Origin of the sequence: Achromobacter sp. RW408 (assembly GCF_003184165.1) — a bacterium.
Classification (GTDB): domain Bacteria; phylum Pseudomonadota; class Gammaproteobacteria; order Burkholderiales; family Burkholderiaceae_B; genus Achromobacter; species Achromobacter xylosoxidans.
This window is the reverse complement of the sequence record NZ_QHHO01000046.1, coordinates 545,869-567,468: the sequence shown is the minus strand read 5'-3', so window position 1 is coordinate 567,468 and position 21,600 is coordinate 545,869. Positions and strand designations below refer to the sequence as shown.

Here is a 21,600-nt window from a genome sequence, read left to right as displayed (position 1 = left end):
GCGCCGGCGGCGCCGCCGGCGCGGTGGACTACCTGAGCGTCAATACGCGCAAGTCGCCGGACAACCGCCAGTACCTGGCCCGCTATGGCCTGACCTGGACCGCCGGCAACAGTCTGGCGCACGGCACGTTCACGCTGGCCAACGCTTCGGATCGCTTCACGGTCGGTGCGGCGCTGGCCGACCAGGCCGCCAACGCGGCGAGCGGCTGGAACGGCAGGACGCTGACCAAGGCCGGCGCCGGCACGCTGGCGCTGGGCGGCGCCAACACCTACAGCGGCGGCACGCGCATCACGGGCGGCACGCTGGAGGTCGAGCGCGACGCCAATCTCGGCGCGGCCGCCGGCGGCCTGGCGCTCGAGGGCGGCGGCATGCTGGCGACCACGGCGTCGTTCGACACGGCGCGCGCCATCACCGTGACGCAGTCGGGCGGTTTTGACGTGGCCGCCAACACCACGCTGGGCCTGACCGGTTTGTTGGCGGGCAGCGGCGACCTGATCAAGGCCGGCGAGGGCGTCCTCGACCTGAAGGGCGACAGTTCCGGCTTCAGCGGGCGCACGCTCGTCAACGGCGGCCGGGTGGCGGTCAACGGCCGGCTGGGCGGTTCGTTCACGGTGGCCGATGGCGGCGTGCTGGGGGGCAATGGCACCCTCGGCGCGGGCGCCGGGTCGACCATCACCGTGGCCGCCGGGGGCGCGCTGTCGCCCGGCAATTCGATCGGCATGCTCACCATCGATGGCGACCTGGTGGTGCAGCCGGGCGGGCGCTACCTGGTCGAGGCCGACCCCGCGGGCAGCAGCGCGGACCGCGTCCACGTCACCGGCAACGCCACGCTCAATGGCGGTTCGGTGGTGCACATCGGCGCCAACGGCAACTATGGCCTGCGCGCCAGCTACACGATCATGGAGGTGGACGGCGCGCTGTCCGGCCGCTTCGATAACGTGTCGTCCGACTTCGCTTTCCTCACGCCCAGCCTGGCGTATGACTACGGCGCGGGCCGCGTGTCGCTGAACCTGTCGCGCAACGAGACCCGCATGGCGTCAAAGGGCGCGACGCGCAACCAGCGCGCCACGGCCACGGCCATCGACAGCATCGGCCTGGCCGGCGGACACGGGCTCTATGACGCCATCGTGCGCCTGCCGGACGATGCGGGCGCGTTGCAAGCCGGCTTCGATCAGTTGTCCGGCGAGATGCACGCCTCGGCCAAGACCGTGCTGCTGCAGGACAGCCGCTATCTGCGCGACGCCATGAGCGACCGCCTGCGCGCGGCGGCGGGCGCGGCCGGCGCGCGATCCGCGCCGTTGCTGGCCGCGCTAGGCGGCGCCGCGCCGCTGGCGCCGGCCAGACTCGGCGGGCCCGCCAGCTGGATCCAGGGCATGGGCAACTGGAGCCGGATCGATGGCGACGGCAATGCCGCGGGTGTCAAGAGTTCGACCGGCGGCTTCCTGATGGGGGTCGATGCGCCGGTTGCCGACGCCTGGCGGCTCGGCCTGATGGCCGGCTACAGCCGCAGCGATTTCGACGCCAACGATCGCGCCTCGTCCGGGCACAGCGACAACTACCACCTGGGCGCCTACGGCGGCGGCCAATGGGGCGCGCTGGGCCTGCGTGGCGGCCTGGCGTACAGCTGGCACGACATCGCCACGCGCCGCTCGGTCGCCATGCCCGGCTTCGCCGACCGCCTCAAGGCCGGCTACGACGGCCGCACCGCGCAGGCCTTCATCGACCTGGGGTACCGCATCGAGACGGCGGCCGTGGCGCTCGAACCGTTCGCCAACCTGGCCTATGTCAACCTGCGCACCGACGGCTATCGAGAAAGCGGCGGCGCCGCCGCGCTGCACGCCAGCGGCCAGACCACCGAGACCACCTTCACCACGCTGGGCCTGCGGGCCGCGTCCGGTTTCGAACTGGGTCCCGCGCAGGCCATGGCGCGCGGTTCGCTCGGCTGGCGCCACGCGCTGGGCGACATCAAGCCGGTGGCGACGCAGGCTTTCTCGGCCGGCGACGCGTTCACGGTGGCGGGCGTGGCCATCGCCCGTGACAGCGCGGTGATCGAGGCGGGCCTGGATCTGCAGGTCACGCCCAGGACCGTCCTTGGCCTGGCCTACCAGGGGCAGCTTGCCGGCGCGGCGCGGGACCATGGCGTGCGGGCCAATCTCGCGATCCGCTTCTGACGCTTGCCGCGCGGGCGGGTCGCGGCGTGCCGGCCGCCTCTCATCCGTCGCCTCCCACCCGTCGCCTCTGGCCCGCGCCCTTGCGGCGTTCCCACGCGGGCAAAAAAAACCGCCCGTTGCCGGGCGGCGCAAAGGAACGTTCTTGGCGTGCGCGCGCAATGCTTCAGAGAATGCGTTTGCGCGCCTGGGTGATGAGGATTTCGGCCAGCACCACCACCACGAAGATGGCGACCAGCACCAGCGCCACGCGGTCCCACTGGAACAGGTTGAGAGCGGTGTCCAGCGCCATGCCGATGCCGCCGGCGCCGACCAGGCCGAGCACCGCCGATTCGCGCACGTTGATGTCCCAGCGCAGCAGCACGATGGACCAGAACGCCGGACGGATCTGCGGCCAGTAGGCGTACCAGATCACCGATGCCTTGCTGGCGCCGGTGGCGGTGACCGCCTCGATCGGGCCGCGCTGCGCTTCTTCGATGGCTTCGCCTACCAGCTTGCCGACGAAGCCGATGGAGCGGAACGCGATGGCCAGCGTGCCGGCCAGCGCGCCGGGGCCGAAGATGGCGATGAACAGCAGCGCCCACACCAGCGAATTGACCGAGCGGCTTGACACCAGGATCAGGCGCGCGAGCATGTTGATGGTCTTGCTGGGCGTGAGGTTGTTGGCCGCCAGCAGGCCCACCGGCACCGCCATGATCACCGACAGGATGGTGCCGAGCGTGGCGATGTGCAGGGTCTCGATCAGCGCGTCGTGCACGCCGCCGCGATAGTGGGCCCAGTCCACCGGCCACATGCGCTGGAACAGGTCGGCCATCTGCTCGGGCGCGTCGTACAGGAACTCCGGAATCACTTCGACGCCGCGGATGGCCTGCACGATGGCGGCGACCAGCAGCAGGTAGAGAGCGAAGCGCAGCAGCCGCTGGCCCAGGCTGTAGCGGTGCCAGACGCGCGGCGCGTGGTTGGCGGGCAAGGTGGGGGCGTGCGTGTTCATTGGTCCGCCTCCGCCTTGCGCGCGGCCTGGTAGGCCGCCTTCGACGCGCTCGAGCCAATGCCGCGCGCGCCGGCGAAGCGGCCCTGCAGGATGCGGTCAAAGCCCAGGTTGTCCAGGAACACGGCGCGCACGAAGCCCGCCAGGATCTCGCCCAGCATGATGATGGCGATGAGCGTCAGCAGGATGGCGCTGACGAAGTCGTAGTCGAAGCGCTGGAAGGCCGAGAACAGCGTGCCGCCCACGCCGCCGGCGCCGACGATGCCGACCATGGTGGAGTTGCGCAGGTTCGAGTCGAACTGGTAGGTGGCAAAGCCGATGAAGCGTGCGAACACCTGCGGCAGCACGCCGAAGGCCAGCACGTTGGCGAACGAGGCGCCGGTGGCGCGCACCGCCTCGACCTGCTTGAGCGAGATTTCCTCGATGGCTTCGGTGAACAGCTTGCCGATGAAGCCGATCGAGGCCACCGTCAGCGCCAGGATGCCGGCCAGCGCGCCAAAGCCAACGGCCTTGACGAACAGGATCGCGACGATCACCGGATGCAGCGCGCGGCACAGCGCGACGATCGAGCGGGCCGGCCACGAGACCCAGGCCGGCATCAGGTTGCGCGCGCCCAAGAGGCCCACGGGCAGCGCGAACAGGATGCCCAGCACCGAGGCCAGCACCGCGATCTCCAGGCTTTCGGCGATGCCCTTCCACAGCGTGGCGGGCTTCTCGAAATTGGGCGGGAACATGCGCGCCAGGAAGGTCGACGCATGGCCCATGCCGCTTTCGAAGCGGGCCCAGCTGAAGTCCAGCTGCGCGGCCGCGTAGATTGTGTACAGCACCAGCAGCAGCACGCCGGCCTTGGCGCGGCCGGACAGCGCGAAGGGACGCGGGTGGGACGGACGAGGAGTCATTACGCCAGCCAAGACTCGCCTCCGTAGATGGTCTTGAGCATGTTGGCGTCCAGGCCATGGCCGTCGCCGTCATAGACCACGTGGCCGCCCGACATGCCGACGATGCGGCCGGCGTAGCGTCGCGCCAGCTCCACGTCGTGGATGTTGACGATGACGGGGATGCCGCTGGCGTCGCCCTGCGCCGCCAGCAGCTCCATGATCTCGACCGAGGTCTTGGGGTCGAGCGACGAGGTCGGCTCATCGGCCAGCAGCAACTGCGGACGCTGCATCAGCGCGCGGGCGATGCCCACGCGCTGGCGCTGGCCGCCCGACAGGGCGTCGGCGCGCTGGTCGGCGAAGCCCGCCAGGCCGACGGTATCGAGCAGCTGGTAGGCGTGCTCGATGTCGTCGGCCTCGAAGCGGCGGGTCCAGGCCTTGAAGGCGCCGGTGTAGCCCAGCCGTCCGGTCAGCAGGTTTTCCATCACGGTCAGGCGTTCGACCAGGTTGTATTCCTGGAACACCATGCCGATGCGCCGGCGCGCGCGCCGCAGCGACGCGCCACGCACCCGGGCCAGGTCGACCGCGCCGTCGCCGGCTTCGAGCACGATCTCGCCGCGGGTCGGCTCGATCAGCCGGTTGATGCAGCGCAGGAGCGTGCTCTTGCCGGTGCCTGACGGGCCGATGATGGCCGTCAGGCCGCGTCCCGCGATCTGCAGGTCGATGCCGTTCAATACCGGCCGGCCGGCCCGGTATTCCTTGACCAGGCCGGAAATGCGTAGCGACGTCGTCATGCTGATTACTTCTTGCTCTTGGCGGATTCGCGGTCGTACGCGGCGCGGTTGAAGCTCTCGCCGCCGGATTCGGCGACCTGGCGCACGATGGCCCAGTCCTTCTGGTAGGTCACCGGGTAGAAGCGGTCAGCGCCGTCGAAGGCCTTGGACATCTCGGCCGGGAAGCGGTAGTCGTAGAAGCACTTGAGCATCTGGTCGCGGAACTTCGGCTCCAGGTCGTGCGCGTAGGCGAACGACGAGGTCGGGAATTTCTCGCTCTTGTAGATGACGCGGAAATCGGCTTCCTTGACCTGGCCGCGCTCGATCATGCGCTTGAACACGTCCGAGGCCACGGCGGCGGCGTCGTAGTCACCCGAGTTCACGCCCATGACGGACTGGTCGTGCTTGCCCGAGAACACCACCTTGTAGTCCTTGTCGGGCGTCAGGCCTTCCTTGGGGAACAGCGCCACGGGCGCCATGTGGCCGGAGTTCGACGACGGCGCGGTGTGCGCCAGCTTCTTGCCCTTGAGGTCGGTGAGCTTCTGGTACGGGCTGTCTTTCTTGACGATGACGATCAGGTTGTAGCCCTGGAAGCCATCGGCGTAGCCCTTGACGGCGAACGGCACCGCGCCGGCGATGTTCACGGCGAAGGCGGTGGGGCCGGTGGAGAAGCCGCCCACGTGCAGGCGGCCCGAGCGCATGGCCTCGATTTCGGCGGCGTTGCTCTGCACCTGGTAGAACACCACGCGCTTGCCGGTGCATTCGGACAGGTGCTTGGTGAACGGCTTGAAGATGTCTTCATACACCGCGGGGTCTTCCACCGGGGTGTAGGTGAACACCAGCGTCGACGGCGTCTTGAGCTTGGCCGGATCGGTGGGCGTGTCGGCCACCAGGTCCTTGTTGGCGTCGCAGTAGTTCTGGTCCAGGTCGCCCCGGTTCGAGCAGGTGTCGGCGGCGTGGGCGGCGGATGCCCCGAACGCGAGCGCGGCCAGCGAGGCCGCTTGCAGTAGACGCAAGGCGCGCATCGTATGTCTCCTGTTATAGGTTTGAATATGACTGGTAACTGAATTCAAACATACAAGCGCGGGAGGCACACTCGGGAAAGTCCCTGTGTTTCTTTTCGGGTTTTGTTCGTTTTGTTCGCTTTGAGTTCGTTTTTGCGCGAACAGCGCGGCGGCCACGCGAGCGGATCGGGGGATCCGTCGCGCGGCTTGCGGGTCAGGCGAGAGGAGGGAAGGTCAGGCGCGGTAGCCCAGCTTGCGCGAGATCTCGTGGGCGCAGGCCAGCAGCGGGCGGGCGATGGCGCCGTCCCAGGATACGTCGAACAGGCCGGTGGGGCCCAGGCTGGTCAGCGCCAGCACGATGTTGCCGGTGTTGTCGAAGACCGGCACCGACAGGGCGTCCACGCCCGGCAGCGGGTTGCCCAGGGCGCGGGCCATGCCGTGCACGCGGATGTCGGCCAGTTGCGCCTCGATGTTGGCGCGGCTGACCTTGCGCGGCGGCGACACGCTGGAGATCACCGCCGTATCGCCTTCCTCGCGGGCGATGTAGTGCTCGCTGACCTTGGGCGGCAGCCAGGCCGCGAACACCAGGCCGGTGGCGGTGTGCAGCATCGACATCACGGTGCCCTTGCGCATGTTCACGTGCACCGGGTAGCTGGCCTCGGTCATGTGGATCATGGTGGGGCCGTGCGAGCCCAGCACCGCGATCCCCAGCGTGTGGCCGATCTCGGATTGCAGCTTGGCGATCTCGGGCATGGCGATGCGCACCGGATCCAGCCGTTGCAGGCTGACCAGGCCCATCTGCAGCGCGAACGGCCCCAGCTCGTACTGGCCGGTGATGCTGTCCTGCTGCACCAGGCCGACCCGGATGAAGCTGACCAGGTAGGGGTGGGCCTTGGCCGAGGTCATGCCGGCGCCGGCGGCCAGGTCGCGCAGGGTCAGCGGCTTGGCGGCGTCGACCAGGGCGGCCAGCAGCGGCACGCCGACCTCGATGGACTGGATGCTGCGGCGGCCGTCGTTGGCGGCGGGGGCGGAAGGTTTGGCGGTGGCCACGGTGCGTGCCTCAGGCGGTGACGGCGCGGGCGGCCAGCAGGCGGTCGGCCATCTCGGTGAAGCCGGCGCCGCCATGGAACGCGGCCACGTAGGCGGGGCGGTGCGTCAGACGGTGCAACTGCGACTGGATGTTGGCCACGCCGACCGAGACCGGGAAGTAGGCGAACATGGGCTCGTCGTTGGGCGAGTCGCCGATGAACAGCGTGCTGTCGAGCGCGCCGGCCACGTCCACGCCGAACTCGCGCTGGAACAGGGTGCGCGTCATGGTCAGCTTGTCGTAGTCGCCGAACCAGCCGTTGACGTGGATCGAGCTGACCTTGGCCTGGGCGCCAGCGTCTTCGAAGATGCGCACGATGCGGCCGATATCGGCCTCGGGCAGGGGCGGCACGTCTTCGCAGAAGTCGATGGCCAGGTCGGCCACGCGGTAGTCCTGGTCGCTGGCCACGGCGGCGCCGGGCACCTCGGCCAGCACCCGGTCGCGGATCGCGTCCAGCTGCTTGCGGCTGGCCTGGCGCGAAGCCGCGTCGGTCCAGTAGTGCGTGACCATGCGGCGCGCCTGGCGGTCGTACGCGTAGTAGAACGCGCCGTTCTCGCCGACCACCGCGCGCACCGGCCACATGCGGGCGATGTGGTCGCACCAGCCGGCCGGGCGGCCGGTGATCGGCACCACCTGGATGCCGGCCTGTTCCAGGCGTTCCAGGGCGGCGTAGGCGTCGGCGGGCAGTCGGCCTTCGGTGGTCAGGGTGTCGTCGATGTCGGTGAGCACGACGCGGATCCCCGCCGCGACGGTCAAAGGCATGGCCGCAAGGGCTTGCATGGCGTTTTTCCTTGGTTTTATGGGGTGTTCTCCGGCCGAAAGTTTAACCGGATGGCCCTGTTTGGGCGGGGGCGGCGCGACCCGGTAGGGGATATGGCGCCGGGGGCGGTAAAATCCGGGCTTTCCCGCCTGGTTTGCGTGCCCGCCATGTCCGTCCAGTTGTCCCCGTTGCCCGGCTCCGAGCCGGAATCCTTCGATATTGCCTCGGTCGCCGAGATCATCGCCGAGCTGCGCGCCGGCCGCATCGTCATCCTGGTTGACGAAGAAGACCGCGAAAATGAAGGCGACCTCGTCATGGCCGCCGAATTCGTCACGCCCGAGGCCATCAACTTCATGGTGACCCACGGCCGCGGCCTGGTGTGCCTGACCCTGACCGAAGAACGCTGCCGCCAGCTGGACCTGCCGCTGATGGCGGCCCGCAACGGCACGCGATACGGCACCAATTTCACCCAGTCGATCGAGGCCGCCGAAGGCGTCGAGACCGGCATTTCGGCCGCCGACCGCGCCCGCACCATCCAGGTGGCGGTGGCGCGCGACGCCAAGCCGTCCGACCTGGTCCAGCCCGGCCATATCTTTCCGGTGCGCGCCGTGCCCGGCGGCGTGCTGGTGCGTGCCGGCCACACCGAGGCCGGCTGTGACCTGACCGCCATGGCCGGCCTGACCCCGGCCGCGGTGATCTGCGAAATCCTCAAGCCGGACGGCACCATGGCGCGCCTGCCCGACCTGGTCGAGTTCGCCCGCGAGCACAACCTGAAGATCGGCACCATCGCCGACCTGATCCAATACCGCAGCGAGCACGAATCCATCGTCAAGCGCGTCGGCAAGCGCAGCATGCAGACCGCCTGGGGCACCTTCGAGGCCGTGGCCTACGAAGACGCCGCCACCGGCTCGGCCCACTTGGCGCTGGTGCATGGTACCGTGGCGCCAGAGGTCGAGACCCTGGTGCGCGTGCATGAACCGGCCTCGGTGCTGGACGTGCTGGATACCGGCGCCAGCCCGCACAGCTGGGGCGTGGCGCAGGCCCTGCAGGCCATTTCGCAGGCGCCGGCCGGCGTGCTGGTGCTGATGAACTGCCAGTCCTCCACTGAACACCTGTTCGCCCAGATCGCCGGCTGGAACGACCCCAAGGCCAATGCCAACCCCGCCAACGCCGACCGTTTCGGCCTGCGCACCTACGGCATCGGCGCCCAGATTCTGCGTGACCTGAACGTGGGCCAGATGAAGCTGCTGGCCCGGCCGCGCAAGATGCCCAGCATGGCGGGCTTCTCGCTCACCATTACGGGTTACGATTGCGACCCTCCGAACTCTCCCGCAACACACTGAAGGCCGACACATGAACCCTTACATCCTCACCCCCGACCTGAATGGCGAAGGGCTGCACATCGGCATCGTTCGCGCCCGTTTCAATGAAGAGATCGGCCAGGCCGAACTCGAAGCGTGCCTGAAGGAACTGGCTGAACTCGGCGTGGACGAGCGCGACGTGATGGTCGCCACCGTGCCGGGCGCCCTGGAACTGGGCGTGGCCCTGTCGCACATGGCCGAGACCTTCGAGTTCGACGCCCTCATCGCGCTGGGCGCGGTCATCCGCGGCGAGACCTATCACTTTGAAGTGGTCAGCAATGAAATGGCCACTGCCATCACCCGCATCTCCCTCGAGACCGGCATCCCGGTCGCCAACGGCGTGCTGACCGTGGACACCGACGAGCAGGCACAGGCCCGCGCCGCCGGCAAGGGCCGCGACTGCGCCCAGGTGGCCGTCGAAATGGCCAACCTGGTGGCGGCCCTGGAGCCCGAGGAAGAAGACGAAGACGACGAAGACGAGGACGAAGATTTTGACGACGAAGAAGACGACGACCAGCGCTGATAGCGCGGCGCAAGCCCGCGCCAATGCCCGCAGCGCGCGCCGCCGTGCGCGCGAATTCGCGCTGCAGGGCGTGTACGCGTGGCTGCTGCGCGGCGGCGAAGGCACGCAGGACGCCGGCGAGATCGATGCCCACCTGCGCGACACCGAGGAATTCTCCGAGGCCGACGCGCAGTGGTTCAAGACCTTGCTGCATGGCGTCCTGCGCGAAGCGCCCGCGCTGCGCGAGCGTTTCACGCCCTACGTCGACCGCCCGCTGGCCGAGCTGTCGCCGGTCGAGCACGGCATCCTGCTGATCGGCAGCTTCGAACTGATCCATCATGTCGAAGTGCCGTACAAGGTCGCCATCAACGAGGCCGTGGAACTGGCCAAGTCGTTCGGCGGCACGGATGGCTTCAAGTTCGTCAATGGTGTGCTCGACAAGCTCGCGGCGGACGTGCGCTCGCACGAGATGAAGAAGTAGATACCCCCCCCCGGAGCGCTGCGCGCTTCCCCCCCAGGGGGGCGCCGCTGCGGACCGGCGGAGCCGGATCCGCGCGGCCCGGGTCTGGGGAGGCACATTTTTTTGGATCGGTCTCCTTTCTTTCGGAGCTACCTTTCCGTTCCTTTGGTGCGGGCCTCTCTTTGGCGCGAATCTTCCCTTGGAGCGTGGCTCCGGTGTGGGAGTCAATACCGGCGCATTGCGCCGGACTGCGGAGTTGTCGTGGCGTCCGAATTCGATCTGATCGCGCGCTATTTCACGCGCTCCGCCCCGGCGGGCCTGCTGGGCGTGGGCGATGACTGCGCGTTGTTTCCGGTGCCGCCCGGCGAACAGGTGGCCACCAGCACCGATCTGCTGCTGGAAGGCCGGCATTTCTTTCCCGATGTCGATCCGAAGGCGCTGGGGCACAAGGCCCTGGCGGTGAACCTGTCGGACCTGGCCGCCATGGGCGCGCGGCCCATCGGTTGCGTGCTGGGGCTGGCGTTGCCGCGGCTGGACGAGCCGTGGCTGGCGGTCTTTGCCGACGGGTTCCATGCGCTGGCGGCGGCCCATGGCTGCCCGTTGATCGGCGGCGACACCACCCGCAGCGCCCATGACCTGGCCATCAGCGTGACCGTGTTCGGCGCCGTGCCGGCCGGCGCCGCGTTGCGCCGCGATGGCGCGCGGGCGGACGACGACATCTGGGTGTCCGGCGAACTGGGCGCGGCCGATGTGGCCTATCGCCTGCTCGACGGGCAGTACCCGGCCGACGCGGCGCGGCTGGCCGCGACCCGCGGCGCGCTGGAATGGCCCGAACCGCAGGTGGCGCTGGGGCTGGCGTTGCGGGGCATCGCGCACGCCGCCATCGATATTTCCGACGGTTTGCTGCAGGACCTGGGCCATATCCTTACGGCCAGCCGGGTGGGCGCGGTGCTGCACGAAGACCGCATGCCCGTGGCCGCCGCGCTGGCCGGCATGCCCGCCGACCTGGCGCGCCGCGCCGTGCTGGGCGGCGGCGACGTCTACCAGCTTTGCTTTACCGCGCCGCCCGCCCGCCGCGACGCCGTGCTGGCCGCCGCGCAGGCGGCGGGCGCGCGCGTGACCCGGGTGGGCAGCGTTTCGGCCCGGCCGGGGCTGGCGGTGCTGGATGCCGGCGGGCAAGCGCTGGCCCGGCTGCCCGCCGGCTTCGACCATTTCCCCGCGGCTTGAGGGGGCGCCTGCCTTGCCAGGCGCGCCGCCAAACCCTGGCACAATCGCTGCCACGGGCAGCGCCCGCCAAGACCGCCATTTCCGTTGCCATTTTCCCTGCCATTGACGGGCCCGCATCCATGTCGTCCTTCTCTCCCCGCTCTCCCTCCATGCGCGAACGCTCGCGGGCCGTCTATCCCTCGCTGTCCTGGGTCTGCCGCGATCCGGGCCGACTGATCGCCTTCGGCCTGGGCAGCGGCCTGATCCGGCCCGCCTCGGGCACCTGGGGCACGTTGCTGGCCTGGCTGATCTGGGTCGCGGCCGCGCCGGCCGCGTCCGACCTGGCCATCGGCATCTTCCTGGCGCTGGCCTTCCTGTATGGCTGCTGGGCCTGCGACCGTGTCGGCCGCCAACTCCAGCAACCCGATCATGTCGGAATGGTGTGGGACGAGATGGTGGCGTTCTGGCTGGTGCTGTGGCTGACGCCGGCCGGCTGGTTGTCGCAGGCGCTGGCGTTCGTGCTGTTCCGCACGTTCGACATCGTCAAGCCGCCGCCCATCAAGTTCTTCGATGCCCGCCTGAAGGGCGGTTTCGGGGTAATGTGGGACGATATCGTCGCGGCCGGATACGCCTTGCTGATCATGGCGCTGGTCGTGCGCACAGGAGTCTTGGGATGAACCAGCAACACGAAGGCGGCCGGTCCAATCTGTCGGCCGAACAATTGGCGCAGGCCACCGCTTATGGACTGGCCGAGCGGCTGGGCGACACGCTGCGGCGCCAGGGCCTGGTGCTGGGCACCGCCGAGTCCTGCACCGGCGGCCTGCTGGCCGGCGCCGTGACGGCGGTGGCCGGTTCCAGCGAGTGGTTCGATCGCGGCTTCATCACCTACAGCAACGACGCCAAGGTCGCCGAGCTGGACGTGTCGCCGGATGCGCTGCATCACTTCGGCGCGGTCAGCGAGCCGGTGGCGCTGGAAATGGCCAACGGTGTGCTGCTGGCATCGCCGGCGGCGCAGGTGGCGGTGTCCACCACCGGCATCGCCGGCCCGGGCGGCGCCACGCCGGGCAAGCCGGTGGGCATGGTGTGCTTCGGCTTCGCGCAGCGGGTCGGCGACGGCATCAGCAGCCGCGCCGTCACCCATGTCTTCGGCGGCGATCGCGCGCAGGTGCGCCAGCAGGCGGTTGAATTCGCGCTGCGCGGGGTGCTGGAACTGCTGGGGGCGCCGGTCAACCGGCGTTGAGGAGGACCGCGCGCGCAATGGCGCGGTCCAGGGATACCGCGGGAGCCGCCTGGCCCCGCGAGCGGCGCTCAGCGCACCGCGTTGATCGCGTCGCGCAGGCCGCGCGCGGCCTCGCCCGCGGCCTGGCGCCAGTCATCGCCGCCGCTGGCGTAGATGATGGCGCGCGACGAGTTGATCATCATGCCGCTGCGCGCGGCGTTGGCGCCGGCATTGACGGTGGCGGTGATGTCGCCGCCCTGGGCGCCGATGCCGGGCACCAGCAGCGGCACCGCGTCGCCGATGCGCTGGCGCACCGCGGCCAGCTCGTTCGGGAAGGTCGCGCCCACCACCAGGCCGCATTGGCCGTTGGCATTCCACTTGTCGGCCACCAGCCCCGCCACGTGCAGGTACAGGGGCTCGCCGTTGTCCATCTTGAGGAACTGCAGGTCCGACCCGCCGGGGTTGGAGGTGCGGCACAGCACGATCACGCCGCGGTCGCGCCAGGCCAGGTAGGGCTCGACCGAGTCCAGGCCCATGTACGGGCTGACCGTCAGCGCGTGCGCCTGGTAGCGCTCGTAGGCTTCGCGGGCGTAGTTCTCGGCGGTGGAGCCGATGTCGCCGCGCTTGGCGTCCAGCACGATGGGCAGGTCGGGGTGCTGGTCGCGGATGTGCTGGCACAGCGCTTCGAGCTGGTCTTCGGCGCGGTGCGCGGCGAAGTAGGCGATCTGCGGCTTGAAGCTGCAGGCGTAGGGCGCGGTGGCATCGACGATGTCGCGGCAGAACTGGAAGATCGCGTCCGGCTTGCCCTGCAGTTCACGCGGGAAGCGTTGCGGGTCGGGATCAAGCCCGACTTGCAGGAGCGAGTTGCTGGTGGTCCAGGCGTGTTCGAGTCTTTGGAGGAAATTCATGGGGAGTTCAGTGCAGTTTGACCCGGGGGCGCGTGCGCCGCATGAGCAGGCGCGCCAGGGCCAGGGAGGCGGTGCGTGAGATGCCCAGCACCGCTTTGTGGTGCATCAGGTGCAGGCTCATGTACATCAGGCGCGCCAGTGTACCGCTTACGAACAGTCCCCGTCCGGCCAGCTTGCCCATCAGGCTGCCGACGCCGGCGTCCTGGCCCAGCGAGACCAGCGAGCCGTGGTCTTCGTAGACGTAGGGAGCGGTGGGTTCGGCCGCGCGGCGCAGGCGCGCGGTGAGCTTCTTGCACAGGTAGTCGGCCTGCTGGTGCGCGGCCTGGGCGCGCGCCGGCACGGTGCGGCCGTCGCGCCAGGGCGCGGCGCAGCAGTCGCCCAGCGCCAGGATGTGCGGGTCGGCGGTTTCGAGCCGTTCATTGACCTCGACCTGGCCCAGCTTGTTCAGCGGCAGGTCCAGCTCGGCCAGCAGGGCCGGGCCCTTGATGCCGGCCGCCCACATGCACAGCCGCGCCGGGAATTCGCGGCCGTCGGCGGTCTTGACGGAATCGGTGGAGACTTCCGAGACCCGGCACGCGGTTTCGACGCGGATGCCGAGTTCGGTGAGCCGCGCGGTGGCGGCGGCGGAGATCTTCTCGGGCAGCGCCGACAGGATGCGCGGCGCGCCCTCGACCAGCGTGATCGCCAGGTCGCGCTCGGCGCGGAAATTCGGCAGGCCGTAGGCGCTGACGACGTGGCTGGCTTCGGTCAGTTCGACCGCCAGCTCGACGCCGGTGGCGCCGCCGCCGACGATCACGAGGTCCAGCCGCGCCGACGGATCGCGCACCTTGGCCTGGTCGACCAGCGCCATGGCCTTGAGCATGGTCAGGCGGAACTGCTCGGCGTTCTCGGTGGTGTCCAGCGTGACGGCGTGTTCGGCCGCGCCCGGGGTATTGAAGAAATTGGAGGTGCTGCCCAGCGCCAGCACCAGCGTGTCGTAGGCCAGTTCGCGGCGCGGCAGCACTTCCTGGCCTTGCGCGTCGGCCACGGCGTCGACGCTGATCAGCCGGCGTTCGCGGTCGACACCGATCAACCGGCCCTGGGCGAAGGAAAAGCCGTTCAGGTGCGCCAGCATCAGGTAGGACAGGCCTTCCTGGTGGATGTCCAGTGTGCCGGCCGCCGCTTCGTGCAGCGACGGCTTCCAGATGTGGAACGGCCGGCTGTCGACCAGGGTGATGTGCTGGCGGCCGTGGATGCGGCCGAGCTTGGCCGCCAGTTCGAGGCCGCCGGCACCCCCGCCGACGATGACGATGCGTTCCGAAGGGGCTGGCGTCGAGTTGGGCATCATGGCTCCCAGTATAGAGGCGCGGACCCCGGGGCGGGCAAGCCGGCGCCGGAATTCAGTGCATCACGAACCGGCTCACCGCCACGCCCACCCAGACGGCCACGGTGAACAGCAACAGCAGCATGACGGCCGCGCTGCCCAGGTCCTTGGCCCGTCCCAGCAGGGGATGGGTGTCGACAGACAAGGCGTCGGCCAGCGCTTCGACCGCCGAATTCAGCAGTTCCACCGCCAGCACCAGCACCACGGTGCCGATCAGGAAGAACACCTCGACGGTGGTGCGTCCCAAAAAGAACGCGGCCGGGATCAGCAGCACGGCCAGCGCCAGTTCCTGGCGGAAGGCGGCCTCGTACTTGATGGCGGCCTGCAGGCCCTGCAGCGAGTAGCGCAGCGCATTCAGGATGCGGCGCAGGCCGCCGGTGCTTTTGTAGGGCGAGTGGTGCGGATTGGTCGACATGGGAAGCGTAATAAGGCCGGGTGTGGCGGCTTTTTAACAGATATGGGTTGCCGGCGTGATTCGGCATGAGGCGGGTCAAGGATCCGTGGGTTTTTACTGGTAATACTACGTTACTTTTTGCCTTCGTCACGACCATGCGATACCCTGGCGACGCGCGGCATCACGGCGTCGGCTTCGAGCCCGCCCGCCGTGTGCAATTCCCTACCAACGCGCCTTTCCGCCTGTCCCGGGGCAGATGCATGACGGCGCCATGAGACATTGCGATCCATGCTCGAACGCTTGAATACGGAGTCCTTGCCACGCCTGCCCGCGGACGTGGAGAAACCCGCCTATGACCGCAGCCGGCTGACGCCGGGCATCGTGCATCTGGGGCTGGGCGCCTTTCACCGCGCGCACCAGGCGCTGGCCACGGACCTGGCCATGGCCGCCAGCCAGGACCTGACCTGGGGCATTCTCGGCGTGTCGCTGCGCAGCCCCGCCACGCGCGACGCGCTGGCGCCGCAGGACGGCCTCTACACCCTGGCGCTGCGTGACAGCGGCCCGGATGGCGCGGCGCGCGAGCAACTGCGCGTGGTCGGCGCGGTGCAGCGCGTGATGGTCGCCGAGGAAGACCCCCACGCGGTGCTCGAACGCATCGCCTATCCGCAGACGCGCATCGTCAGCCTGACCATCACCGAGAAGGGCTATTGCCACGACCCGGCCACCGGCCACCTGCGCTGGGACGATCCGGACATCCTGCACGATCTGGACAATCCGATCCGTCCGCGCAGCGCCATCGGCCTGCTGGTGCACGGCCTGGCGCTGCGCCGCGAGCGCGGCCTGCCCCCCGTGACGCTGCTGTCCTGCGACAACCTGCAGGCCAACGGCGACACTTTGCGCAGCCTGGTGCTGGCCTTCGCGCTGCGGCTGGACGTGGCCCTGACCAGCTGGATCGACACGCACTGCACCTTCCCCAATTCCATGGTGGACCGCATCGTGCCGGCCACGCGCGACGACGACCGCGCGCGCATCGCGCAGCGGCTGGGCGTGGAGGACGCCTGGCCGGTGATCGGCGAGCCCTACATGAACTGGGTGGTCGAGGATAAATTCGCGGCCGGGCGTCCGGCCTGGGAGGCGGCGGGCGCGACCTTCGTGGCCAACGCCGCGCCCTACGAGCGCCTGAAGCTACGCATGGTCAACGGCCCGCACTCGGTGCTGGCCTACCTGGGCACGTTGCTGGGCGCGGCCACGATGCGCGAGGCCGCGGCGGTGCCGGCGCTGCGTGGCTTCGTCGACGACCTGATGCGCCACGAGATCGCGCCGACGCTCAAGGGCATCCCGGATGCCGGCCTGGAAGGTTATCGGCAGCGATTCCTGGCGCGGGTCGACAACGCGGCGCTGCCGCATCCGACCCGGCAGGTGGCGATGGACGGATCGCAGAAGCTGCCGCCCCGCCTGCTGGCCACGATCCGCGACCGCCTGCGCGGCGGTGACGACATCCGCAGGCTGGCGCTCGCCGTGGCGGCCTGGCTGCACTACCTGCGCGGCGAAGACGAGCACGGCGCGCGCTATCCCATCGAAGATCCGCTGGCCGCGCCGTTGTCCAGGCTGCTGGCGCGCGCCGATGTGGCGGCGCGGGCGGCTGCGCCCAAGCAGGCCGTGTATCGCCGCGCCCTGGTGCTGGCGGGCTATCGGCCGGTGTTCGGCGACCTGGGCGACAAGCCCGTGTTCGTCAACGCGCTGGCCGCGCAGCTGGAAATCCTGCGCGAACACGGGGCGCTGCATGCGCTGGAAGCGGTGGCGCGCGACCCCGCGCCTTCCGGTCCGGCCGATGCCGCGCCAGCGGCGGAGATGGCCGCGGGCGCTGGCGCCGAGGCCGCGCCACGCTCGCGGGAAGCGGCCGGCGTCGGCATGTGAGCCGGCGGCGCGACGGCCCCGGCCGCCGCGCTACACGCCCAGGTATTGCAGCAGGCGCGCTTCGTCGTCGATGAAGGCCTGGGACGTGCCGCTCCAGGCCACCCGGCCTTTCTCGATGATGGCGTGGCGATCGGCCGTGGCCAGCAGCGGCTCCAGGTTCTTGTCGATGCACAGCACCGCCAGCCCGGTGCGCTTGAGGCTTTCCAGCGCCTGCCAGATCTCTTCGCGCACCACCGGCGCCAGCCCCTCGGTGGCCTCGTCCAGGATCAGCAGGCGCGGATTCGTCAGCAGCGCGCGGCCGATGGCCAGCATCTGCTGCTCGCCGCCCGACAGGTGGCTGCCCAGGTGGCGCGCGCGTTCGGCCAGCCGCGGGAACAGCGCGTAGACGCGTTCCAGCGTCCAGGGCTGCGCCAGCCCCTGGCGATTGTGCGCGGTGGCCACCAGGTTCTCGCGCACCGACAGGTTGGGGAACACGTGCCGGCCCTCGGGCACCAGGCCGATGCCGCATTGCGCCACCTTGTAGGCCGGCAGGGCGACGATGTCGCCGCCGTCGAACGTGATGGCGCCGCGGCTGGCGCGGTTCAGGCCCATGATGGCCTTGACCGTGGTCGACTTGCCCATGCCGTTGCGGCCCAGCAGCGTCACGAACTCGCCCGCGGCGATATCCAGGTCGATGCCGAAGAGCGCCTGGCTGGCGCCGTAATGCGCGGTCACGCCGCGCAGCGACAGCAGCGCGCTCATGCCGGCGCTCCCTGCGCGCGGCGGCCGGCGTGGCCGCGTTCGCTGCCCAGATAGCATTCGCGCACCTGCGGGGCGTTGCGGATCTGGTCGGCGTCGCCGCAGGCCAGCGCGCGGCCATACACCAGCACCGTGATGCGGTCGGACAGCGCGAACACCGCCTGCATGTCGTGCTCCACCAGCAGGATGGTGTAGTGCCCGCGCAGCCGTTGCAGCAGGCGCGTCATGGCCTCGGATTCGTGCTGGCTCATGCCGGCCATGGGTTCGTCCAGCAGCAGCAGGGTGGGCTGGCAGGCCAGCACCATGGCCAGCTCCAGTTGCCGCAGCTCGCCATGCGCCAGGGCGGCGGCGGGTGTGTCGGCGCGGCCGTCGAGCCCGGCCTGCGCCAGCGCCTCGCGCGCCGGCTCGCGCAGCGCCGGGGTCGACAGCACCGGCCGCCAGAAGCGGAAGCTGTGGCCGCGCCGCGCCTGCACCGCCATGGCCACGTTCTCCAGGGCGGTGAACGGCTTGAACACCGAGGTGATCTGGTAAGAGCGCGCCAGCCCGCGGCGCACGCGCCGCTCGACCGGCAGGCGCGTCACGTCCTCGCCGTCGAGCAGCACGCGGCCGCCGTCGGGCCGCAGCTCGCCGCTCAACTGGCCGATCAGCGTGGTCTTGCCGGCGCCGTTGGGGCCGATCACGGCATGCAGCTCGCCCGGCCGTACGTCCAGCGACAGGTCGTCGGTGACGGTCAGGCCGCCGTAGCGCTTGACCAGGTGTTCGACGCGCAGCGCGCTCATCGCGGTTCTCCGGTGGGATGGGGCAGGGCGCGCGCGGCGCCCAGGCGCAACGGCTTGTCCGACAGGCCGCCATACAGGCCGCGGCGCGACACCAGCACCACGCCTACGATCAGCAGGCCCATTACCAGCATCCAATGGTCGGTCAGCAGCTTCAGCCCTTCCTCCAGCAGCAGGAAGGCCAGCGCCCCGGCGACCGGGCCGACCACCGTGCCCAGTCCGCCCAGCGCCACCATCACGATCAGTTCGCCGGAGGTGGTCCAGGCCAGGTACGAAGGCGATACGTACAGCGTCAGGTTAGCCAGCAGCACGCCCGCCACGCCGCATACCATCGCCGACAGCACGTAGGCCGCCAGGCGATAGCGCAGCGTGGCGAACCCCAGCGCGCGCATGCGCCGCTCGTTGGCCTGGCAGCCGCGCAGGACCATGCCGAACGGCGCCTGCACCAGGCGGCGCAGCGCGGCCAGCGCCAGCAGCAGCACGCCGAACGCGGTGTAGTACAGCGCCAGCGGCGTATCCAGCCGGAACAGGCCGAAGTCGCTGCCGGCGAACAGCGACATGCCGTCGTCGCCGCCGAAACCTTCCAGCCCGGTGGCCAGGAAATAGAACATCTGCGCGAACGCCAGCGTGATCATGATGAAGGCGATGCCGGACGTGCGCATCACCACGTAGCCGCTCACCAGGCCGACCGCCGCGCAGGCGCCCAATGCGGCCAGCAGGTGCAGCCAGCCGTTCTCGATGCCGTAGTGGTTCAGCACGCCGACCGCATAGGCCCCCAGGCCCAGGTACAGCGCGTGGCCGAAGCTGACCATGCCGCCGTAGCCCAGCAGCAGGTTCAGCGCCAGCGCGGCGATGCCGTACACCAGCACGCGGCCGAATAGCGCCAGCAGGAAGGGTTCGCCCTGCCATTGCGCATACAGCGGCACCAGCGCCAGGAGCAGCAACAGCGCGCCGGCGGCGAACGCGCGGGGAGAGAGTCGAAGCATGTGTTGGCCTCCTTGGGCGCTAGCCGTGCCGCACGGGAAACAGGCCCTGCGGCCGCAGCGCCAGCACCAGCGCCATGACGATGTAGATCAGCATCGAGGCGATCGCCGGCCCGGCCGCGTTGGCGGCGGCCGGCGGCAGCGCGGCGCGCAGCAGGGCGGGCAGCAGCGCCCGGCCCAGCGTGTCCACCAGCCCCACCATCAGCGCCGCCAGGAAGGCGCCGCGCACCGAGCCGATGCCGCCGATGACGATGACCACCAGCGTCAGGATCAGGATCGGTTCGCCCATGCCGGTCTGCGCCGACAGGATCGGCCCGGCCATCAACCCGGCCACGCCGGCCAGCACCGCGCCCAGCACGAACAGCAGCGTGTTCAGGCGCGCGATGTTCACGCCCAGCGCGCCCACCATCATGCGGTCGGTGGAGCCGGCGCGTATCAGCATGCCCAGCCGCGTGCGGTGGATCAGCGCGTAGCAGCCCGCCGCCACCGCCAGCCCCGCCACGATGATGAGAAAGCGGTACAGCGGGTAGGTGACGCCCAGCAGGTCGATGGTGCCCGACAGCCACGACGGCAGGCCCATGCTGAGGGGCGCCGGGCCCCAGATGATGCGGGTCAGCTCGTTGAAGAACAGGATGAAACCGAAGGTGGCGAGCACCTGGTCCAGGTGCTCGCGCGGATACAGCCGCGCCAGCGCGATGCGGTCCAGCAGCAGGCCCAGCAGCGCCATGCCCGCCACCACCGCGGCGGCCGCCAGCAGGAACGAGCCGCTGTGGCGGAACACGGTGGCCGCGATGAAGGCGCCCATCATGTACAGCGAGCCGTGCGCCAGGTTGATGAAGTTCATGATGCCGAACACCAGCGTCAGCCCGGCGGCCAGCAGGAAAAGCAGGATACCCAGTTGCAGGCCGTTCAGGGCCTGCACCAGCAGCAATGTCGCGGACATGGCGCCTTACCTCGTTCTTGCCCGGCAGGCCGGCGTCATTTCATGGCGCACTGGGCGGCGTACTGGTCCGAAACCTTGGACAGGTCGGCGAAGATCGGGCCCTTGTTGACGAAACCGACCTTGCCGTCCGCGCCCGCCGCCACGTCGGCGCGGAAGAAGCCGGCCACCGGGAAATGGTTGGGTTGGTAGCGGAACTCGCCGCGCACCGATGCGAAGTCGGCCGCCTCCAGCGCCTTGCGCAAGGCTTCCTTGTCGTCGGTCTTGCCGCCGGTGCGCTTGAGCGCCGAGCCGATCAGTTGCGCCGCGTCCCACGACTGGGCCGCGTAGCTGGACGGCTCGCGGCCGTACTTCTGGCGGAAGGCGGCGGCGAAGGCCTTGTTGGCGGCGTTGTCCAGGTCCGGCGAATACGGCACGTTGGTGACCGCGCCCAGCGCATCCTTCTGCAGCGCGGGCAGGGTGGCGCCGTCGATGGTGTCGACCGACAGCAGCGGGATCTTGTCGAACAAGCCGGCCTGCCGGTACTGCTTGATGAAGTTCACGCCCATGCCGCCGGGAAAGAACACATAGGCGGCATCGGGCCTGGCATCGGCCAGCGCCGCCAGTTCGACCGAGTAGTCCGGCTGGTTGACCTGGGTGAAGACCTCGTTGACCACCTCGCCCTTGAAGAAGCGCTTGAAGCCGGCCATGGCGTCCTTGCCGGCCTGGTAGTTGGGCGCCAGCAGGTAGACCTTCCTGAAGCCCATCTGGTTGGCCATCTCGCCGCTGCCTTCGTGGCGCTGGGTGTTGTTCCACGAGGTCGAGAAAAAGAACGGCGAACAGTCCTTGCCCGCCAGGTTGGTGGGGCCGGCGTTCGAGCCCACCAGGAACACGCCGGCGCCCGTCACCGGCCGCGCCACCGCCAGCATCACGTTCGAATACACGATGCCGGTGATGATCGGCACCTTGTCGCTCTGCACCAGCTTGCGCGCGGCCTGCACGCCGATCTCGGGCTTGAACTGGTCGTCTTCCTTGATGACCTGCACCGGCACGCCGCCCAGCTTGCCGCCGCCCTGTTCCACGGCCAGCATGAAGCCGTCGAGCTGGTCCTGCCCCAGCACCGAGCCGGGGCCGGTCAACGTGGTCAGCAGGCCGATCTTGACGTCGGCCCAGGCGGCGGCCCCGGGAGCCAGGGCCAC

Annotated in this window: 21 protein-coding genes and 1 pseudogene; 8 read left to right on the top strand and 14 right to left on the bottom strand. The window is 69.7% G+C overall.

Going from position 1 to position 21,600, the window contains the following annotated elements; genetic code table 11:
- On the top strand, positions 1-2,171 hold a 2,171-nt coding region (locus DK459_RS12730), incomplete at its 5' end, for an autotransporter domain-containing protein (protein WP_370445597.1).
- 163 nt (positions 2,172-2,334) lie between these two features.
- On the opposite strand, the gene phnE (DK459_RS12725) is transcribed toward DK459_RS12730, so the two are convergent.
- The 6 genes from phnE (DK459_RS12725) to DK459_RS12700 form a co-directional block, all read right to left on the bottom strand.
- Entirely contained in the window at positions 2,335-3,159 is an 825-nt protein-coding gene (phnE, locus tag DK459_RS12725) for a phosphonate ABC transporter, permease protein PhnE (RefSeq protein ID WP_006385948.1), read from the bottom strand.
- The gene (phnE, locus tag DK459_RS12720) at positions 3,156-4,055 is read right to left on the bottom strand and encodes a phosphonate ABC transporter, permease protein PhnE (RefSeq protein ID WP_049054605.1); all 900 of its coding nucleotides are present in this window, start codon (positions 4,053-4,055) and stop codon (positions 3,156-3,158) included. The genes phnE (DK459_RS12725) and phnE (DK459_RS12720) overlap by 4 nt, the downstream gene beginning before the upstream one ends.
- Entirely contained in the window at positions 4,055-4,825 is a 771-nt protein-coding gene (gene phnC, locus DK459_RS12715) for a phosphonate ABC transporter ATP-binding protein (protein ID WP_006385950.1), read from the bottom strand. The genes phnE (DK459_RS12720) and phnC overlap by 1 nt, the downstream gene beginning before the upstream one ends.
- Before the next feature lie 5 nt (positions 4,826-4,830).
- Positions 4,831-5,829 (bottom strand): phosphate/phosphite/phosphonate ABC transporter substrate-binding protein, encoded by a 999-nt coding sequence (gene phnD / locus DK459_RS12710; protein ID WP_110134790.1) that lies wholly within the window; start codon positions 5,827-5,829, stop codon positions 4,831-4,833.
- Between the two features lie 213 nt (positions 5,830-6,042).
- Positions 6,043-6,858 (bottom strand): IclR family transcriptional regulator, encoded by an 816-nt coding sequence (locus DK459_RS12705; RefSeq protein ID WP_006385952.1) that lies wholly within the window; start codon positions 6,856-6,858, stop codon positions 6,043-6,045.
- 10 nt (positions 6,859-6,868) lie between these two features.
- On the bottom strand, positions 6,869-7,675 hold the full coding sequence (locus DK459_RS12700; protein ID WP_054472926.1) for an HAD-IIB family hydrolase: 807 nt from the start codon (positions 7,673-7,675) through the stop codon (positions 6,869-6,871).
- Between the two features lie 147 nt (positions 7,676-7,822).
- Between DK459_RS12700 and ribBA the strand changes: the two genes are divergently transcribed.
- The 6 genes from ribBA (at position 7,823) to DK459_RS12670 (ending at position 12,424) form a co-directional block, all read left to right on the top strand.
- Positions 7,823-8,998 carry a bifunctional 3,4-dihydroxy-2-butanone-4-phosphate synthase/GTP cyclohydrolase II gene (gene ribBA / locus DK459_RS12695; RefSeq protein ID WP_006385954.1) on the top strand — a complete coding sequence of 392 codons (1,176 nt, stop codon included), beginning with the start codon at positions 7,823-7,825 and terminating at the stop codon, positions 8,996-8,998.
- Positions 8,999-9,008: 10 nt separating this feature from the next.
- A complete protein-coding gene (gene ribH, locus DK459_RS12690; protein WP_006391339.1) occupies positions 9,009-9,539 on the top strand; it encodes a 6,7-dimethyl-8-ribityllumazine synthase in 531 nt (176 codons plus the stop codon).
- Positions 9,508-9,999 carry a transcription antitermination factor NusB gene (gene nusB, locus DK459_RS12685; RefSeq protein WP_006385956.1) on the top strand — a complete coding sequence of 164 codons (492 nt, stop codon included), beginning with the start codon at positions 9,508-9,510 and terminating at the stop codon, positions 9,997-9,999. The genes ribH and nusB overlap by 32 nt, the downstream gene beginning before the upstream one ends.
- Before the next feature lie 240 nt (positions 10,000-10,239).
- Positions 10,240-11,205: a thiamine-phosphate kinase gene (gene thiL, locus DK459_RS12680; RefSeq protein ID WP_110134789.1), complete on the top strand. Its 966-nt coding sequence runs from the start codon at positions 10,240-10,242 to the stop codon at positions 11,203-11,205.
- Positions 11,206-11,354: 149 nt separating this feature from the next.
- Entirely contained in the window at positions 11,355-11,861 is a 507-nt protein-coding gene (locus DK459_RS12675) for a phosphatidylglycerophosphatase A (RefSeq protein WP_054499180.1), read from the top strand.
- Positions 11,858-12,424, top strand: a complete 567-nt coding sequence (locus DK459_RS12670; RefSeq protein ID WP_049054540.1) for a CinA family protein — start codon at positions 11,858-11,860, stop codon at positions 12,422-12,424. Before DK459_RS12675 ends, DK459_RS12670 begins: the two co-directional genes overlap by 4 nt.
- A gap of 68 nt (positions 12,425-12,492) precedes the next feature.
- Here DK459_RS12670 and pyrF read toward each other — a convergent pair whose 3' ends face one another.
- The 3 genes from pyrF to DK459_RS12655 are packed head-to-tail and all read right to left on the bottom strand — an operon-like array spanning position 12,493 to position 15,089.
- The gene (gene pyrF / locus DK459_RS12665) at positions 12,493-13,311 is read right to left on the bottom strand and encodes an orotidine-5'-phosphate decarboxylase (protein WP_006385960.1); all 819 of its coding nucleotides are present in this window, start codon (positions 13,309-13,311) and stop codon (positions 12,493-12,495) included.
- A gap of 7 nt (positions 13,312-13,318) precedes the next feature.
- Positions 13,319-14,638 (bottom strand): NAD(P)/FAD-dependent oxidoreductase, encoded by a 1,320-nt coding sequence (locus DK459_RS12660; protein ID WP_054481814.1) that lies wholly within the window; start codon positions 14,636-14,638, stop codon positions 13,319-13,321.
- 52 nt (positions 14,639-14,690) lie between these two features.
- A complete protein-coding gene (locus tag DK459_RS12655) occupies positions 14,691-15,089 on the bottom strand; it encodes a diacylglycerol kinase (protein WP_006385962.1) in 399 nt (132 codons plus the stop codon).
- A gap of 267 nt (positions 15,090-15,356) precedes the next feature.
- Here DK459_RS12655 and DK459_RS12650 point away from each other — a divergent pair, with 267 nt between their 5' ends.
- Positions 15,357-16,985, top strand: coding sequence for a mannitol dehydrogenase family protein (locus DK459_RS12650; protein WP_049054542.1), 1,629 nt, complete (start codon positions 15,357-15,359; stop codon positions 16,983-16,985).
- 30 nt (positions 16,986-17,015) lie between these two features.
- On the opposite strand, the gene DK459_RS12645 is transcribed toward DK459_RS12650, so the two are convergent.
- The 5 genes and pseudogenes from DK459_RS12645 to DK459_RS12625 all read right to left on the bottom strand — a co-directional run.
- Positions 17,016-17,726, bottom strand: a complete 711-nt coding sequence (locus DK459_RS12645) for an ABC transporter ATP-binding protein (protein WP_054448292.1) — start codon at positions 17,724-17,726, stop codon at positions 17,016-17,018.
- Positions 17,723-18,436: pseudogene (locus DK459_RS12640) on the bottom strand (ABC transporter ATP-binding protein); the annotation flags it as partial. The gene DK459_RS12645 and the pseudogene DK459_RS12640, both read right to left, overlap by 4 nt.
- Before the next feature lie 62 nt (positions 18,437-18,498).
- On the bottom strand, positions 18,499-19,485 hold the full coding sequence (locus DK459_RS12635; RefSeq protein WP_006385966.1) for a branched-chain amino acid ABC transporter permease: 987 nt from the start codon (positions 19,483-19,485) through the stop codon (positions 18,499-18,501).
- Between the two features lie 19 nt (positions 19,486-19,504).
- On the bottom strand, positions 19,505-20,425 hold the full coding sequence (locus tag DK459_RS12630) for a branched-chain amino acid ABC transporter permease (RefSeq protein WP_006385967.1): 921 nt from the start codon (positions 20,423-20,425) through the stop codon (positions 19,505-19,507).
- Positions 20,426-20,460: 35 nt separating this feature from the next.
- The coding region (locus DK459_RS12625) for an ABC transporter substrate-binding protein (protein WP_110134787.1) at positions 20,461-21,600 on the bottom strand (1,140 nt) is incomplete at its 5' end.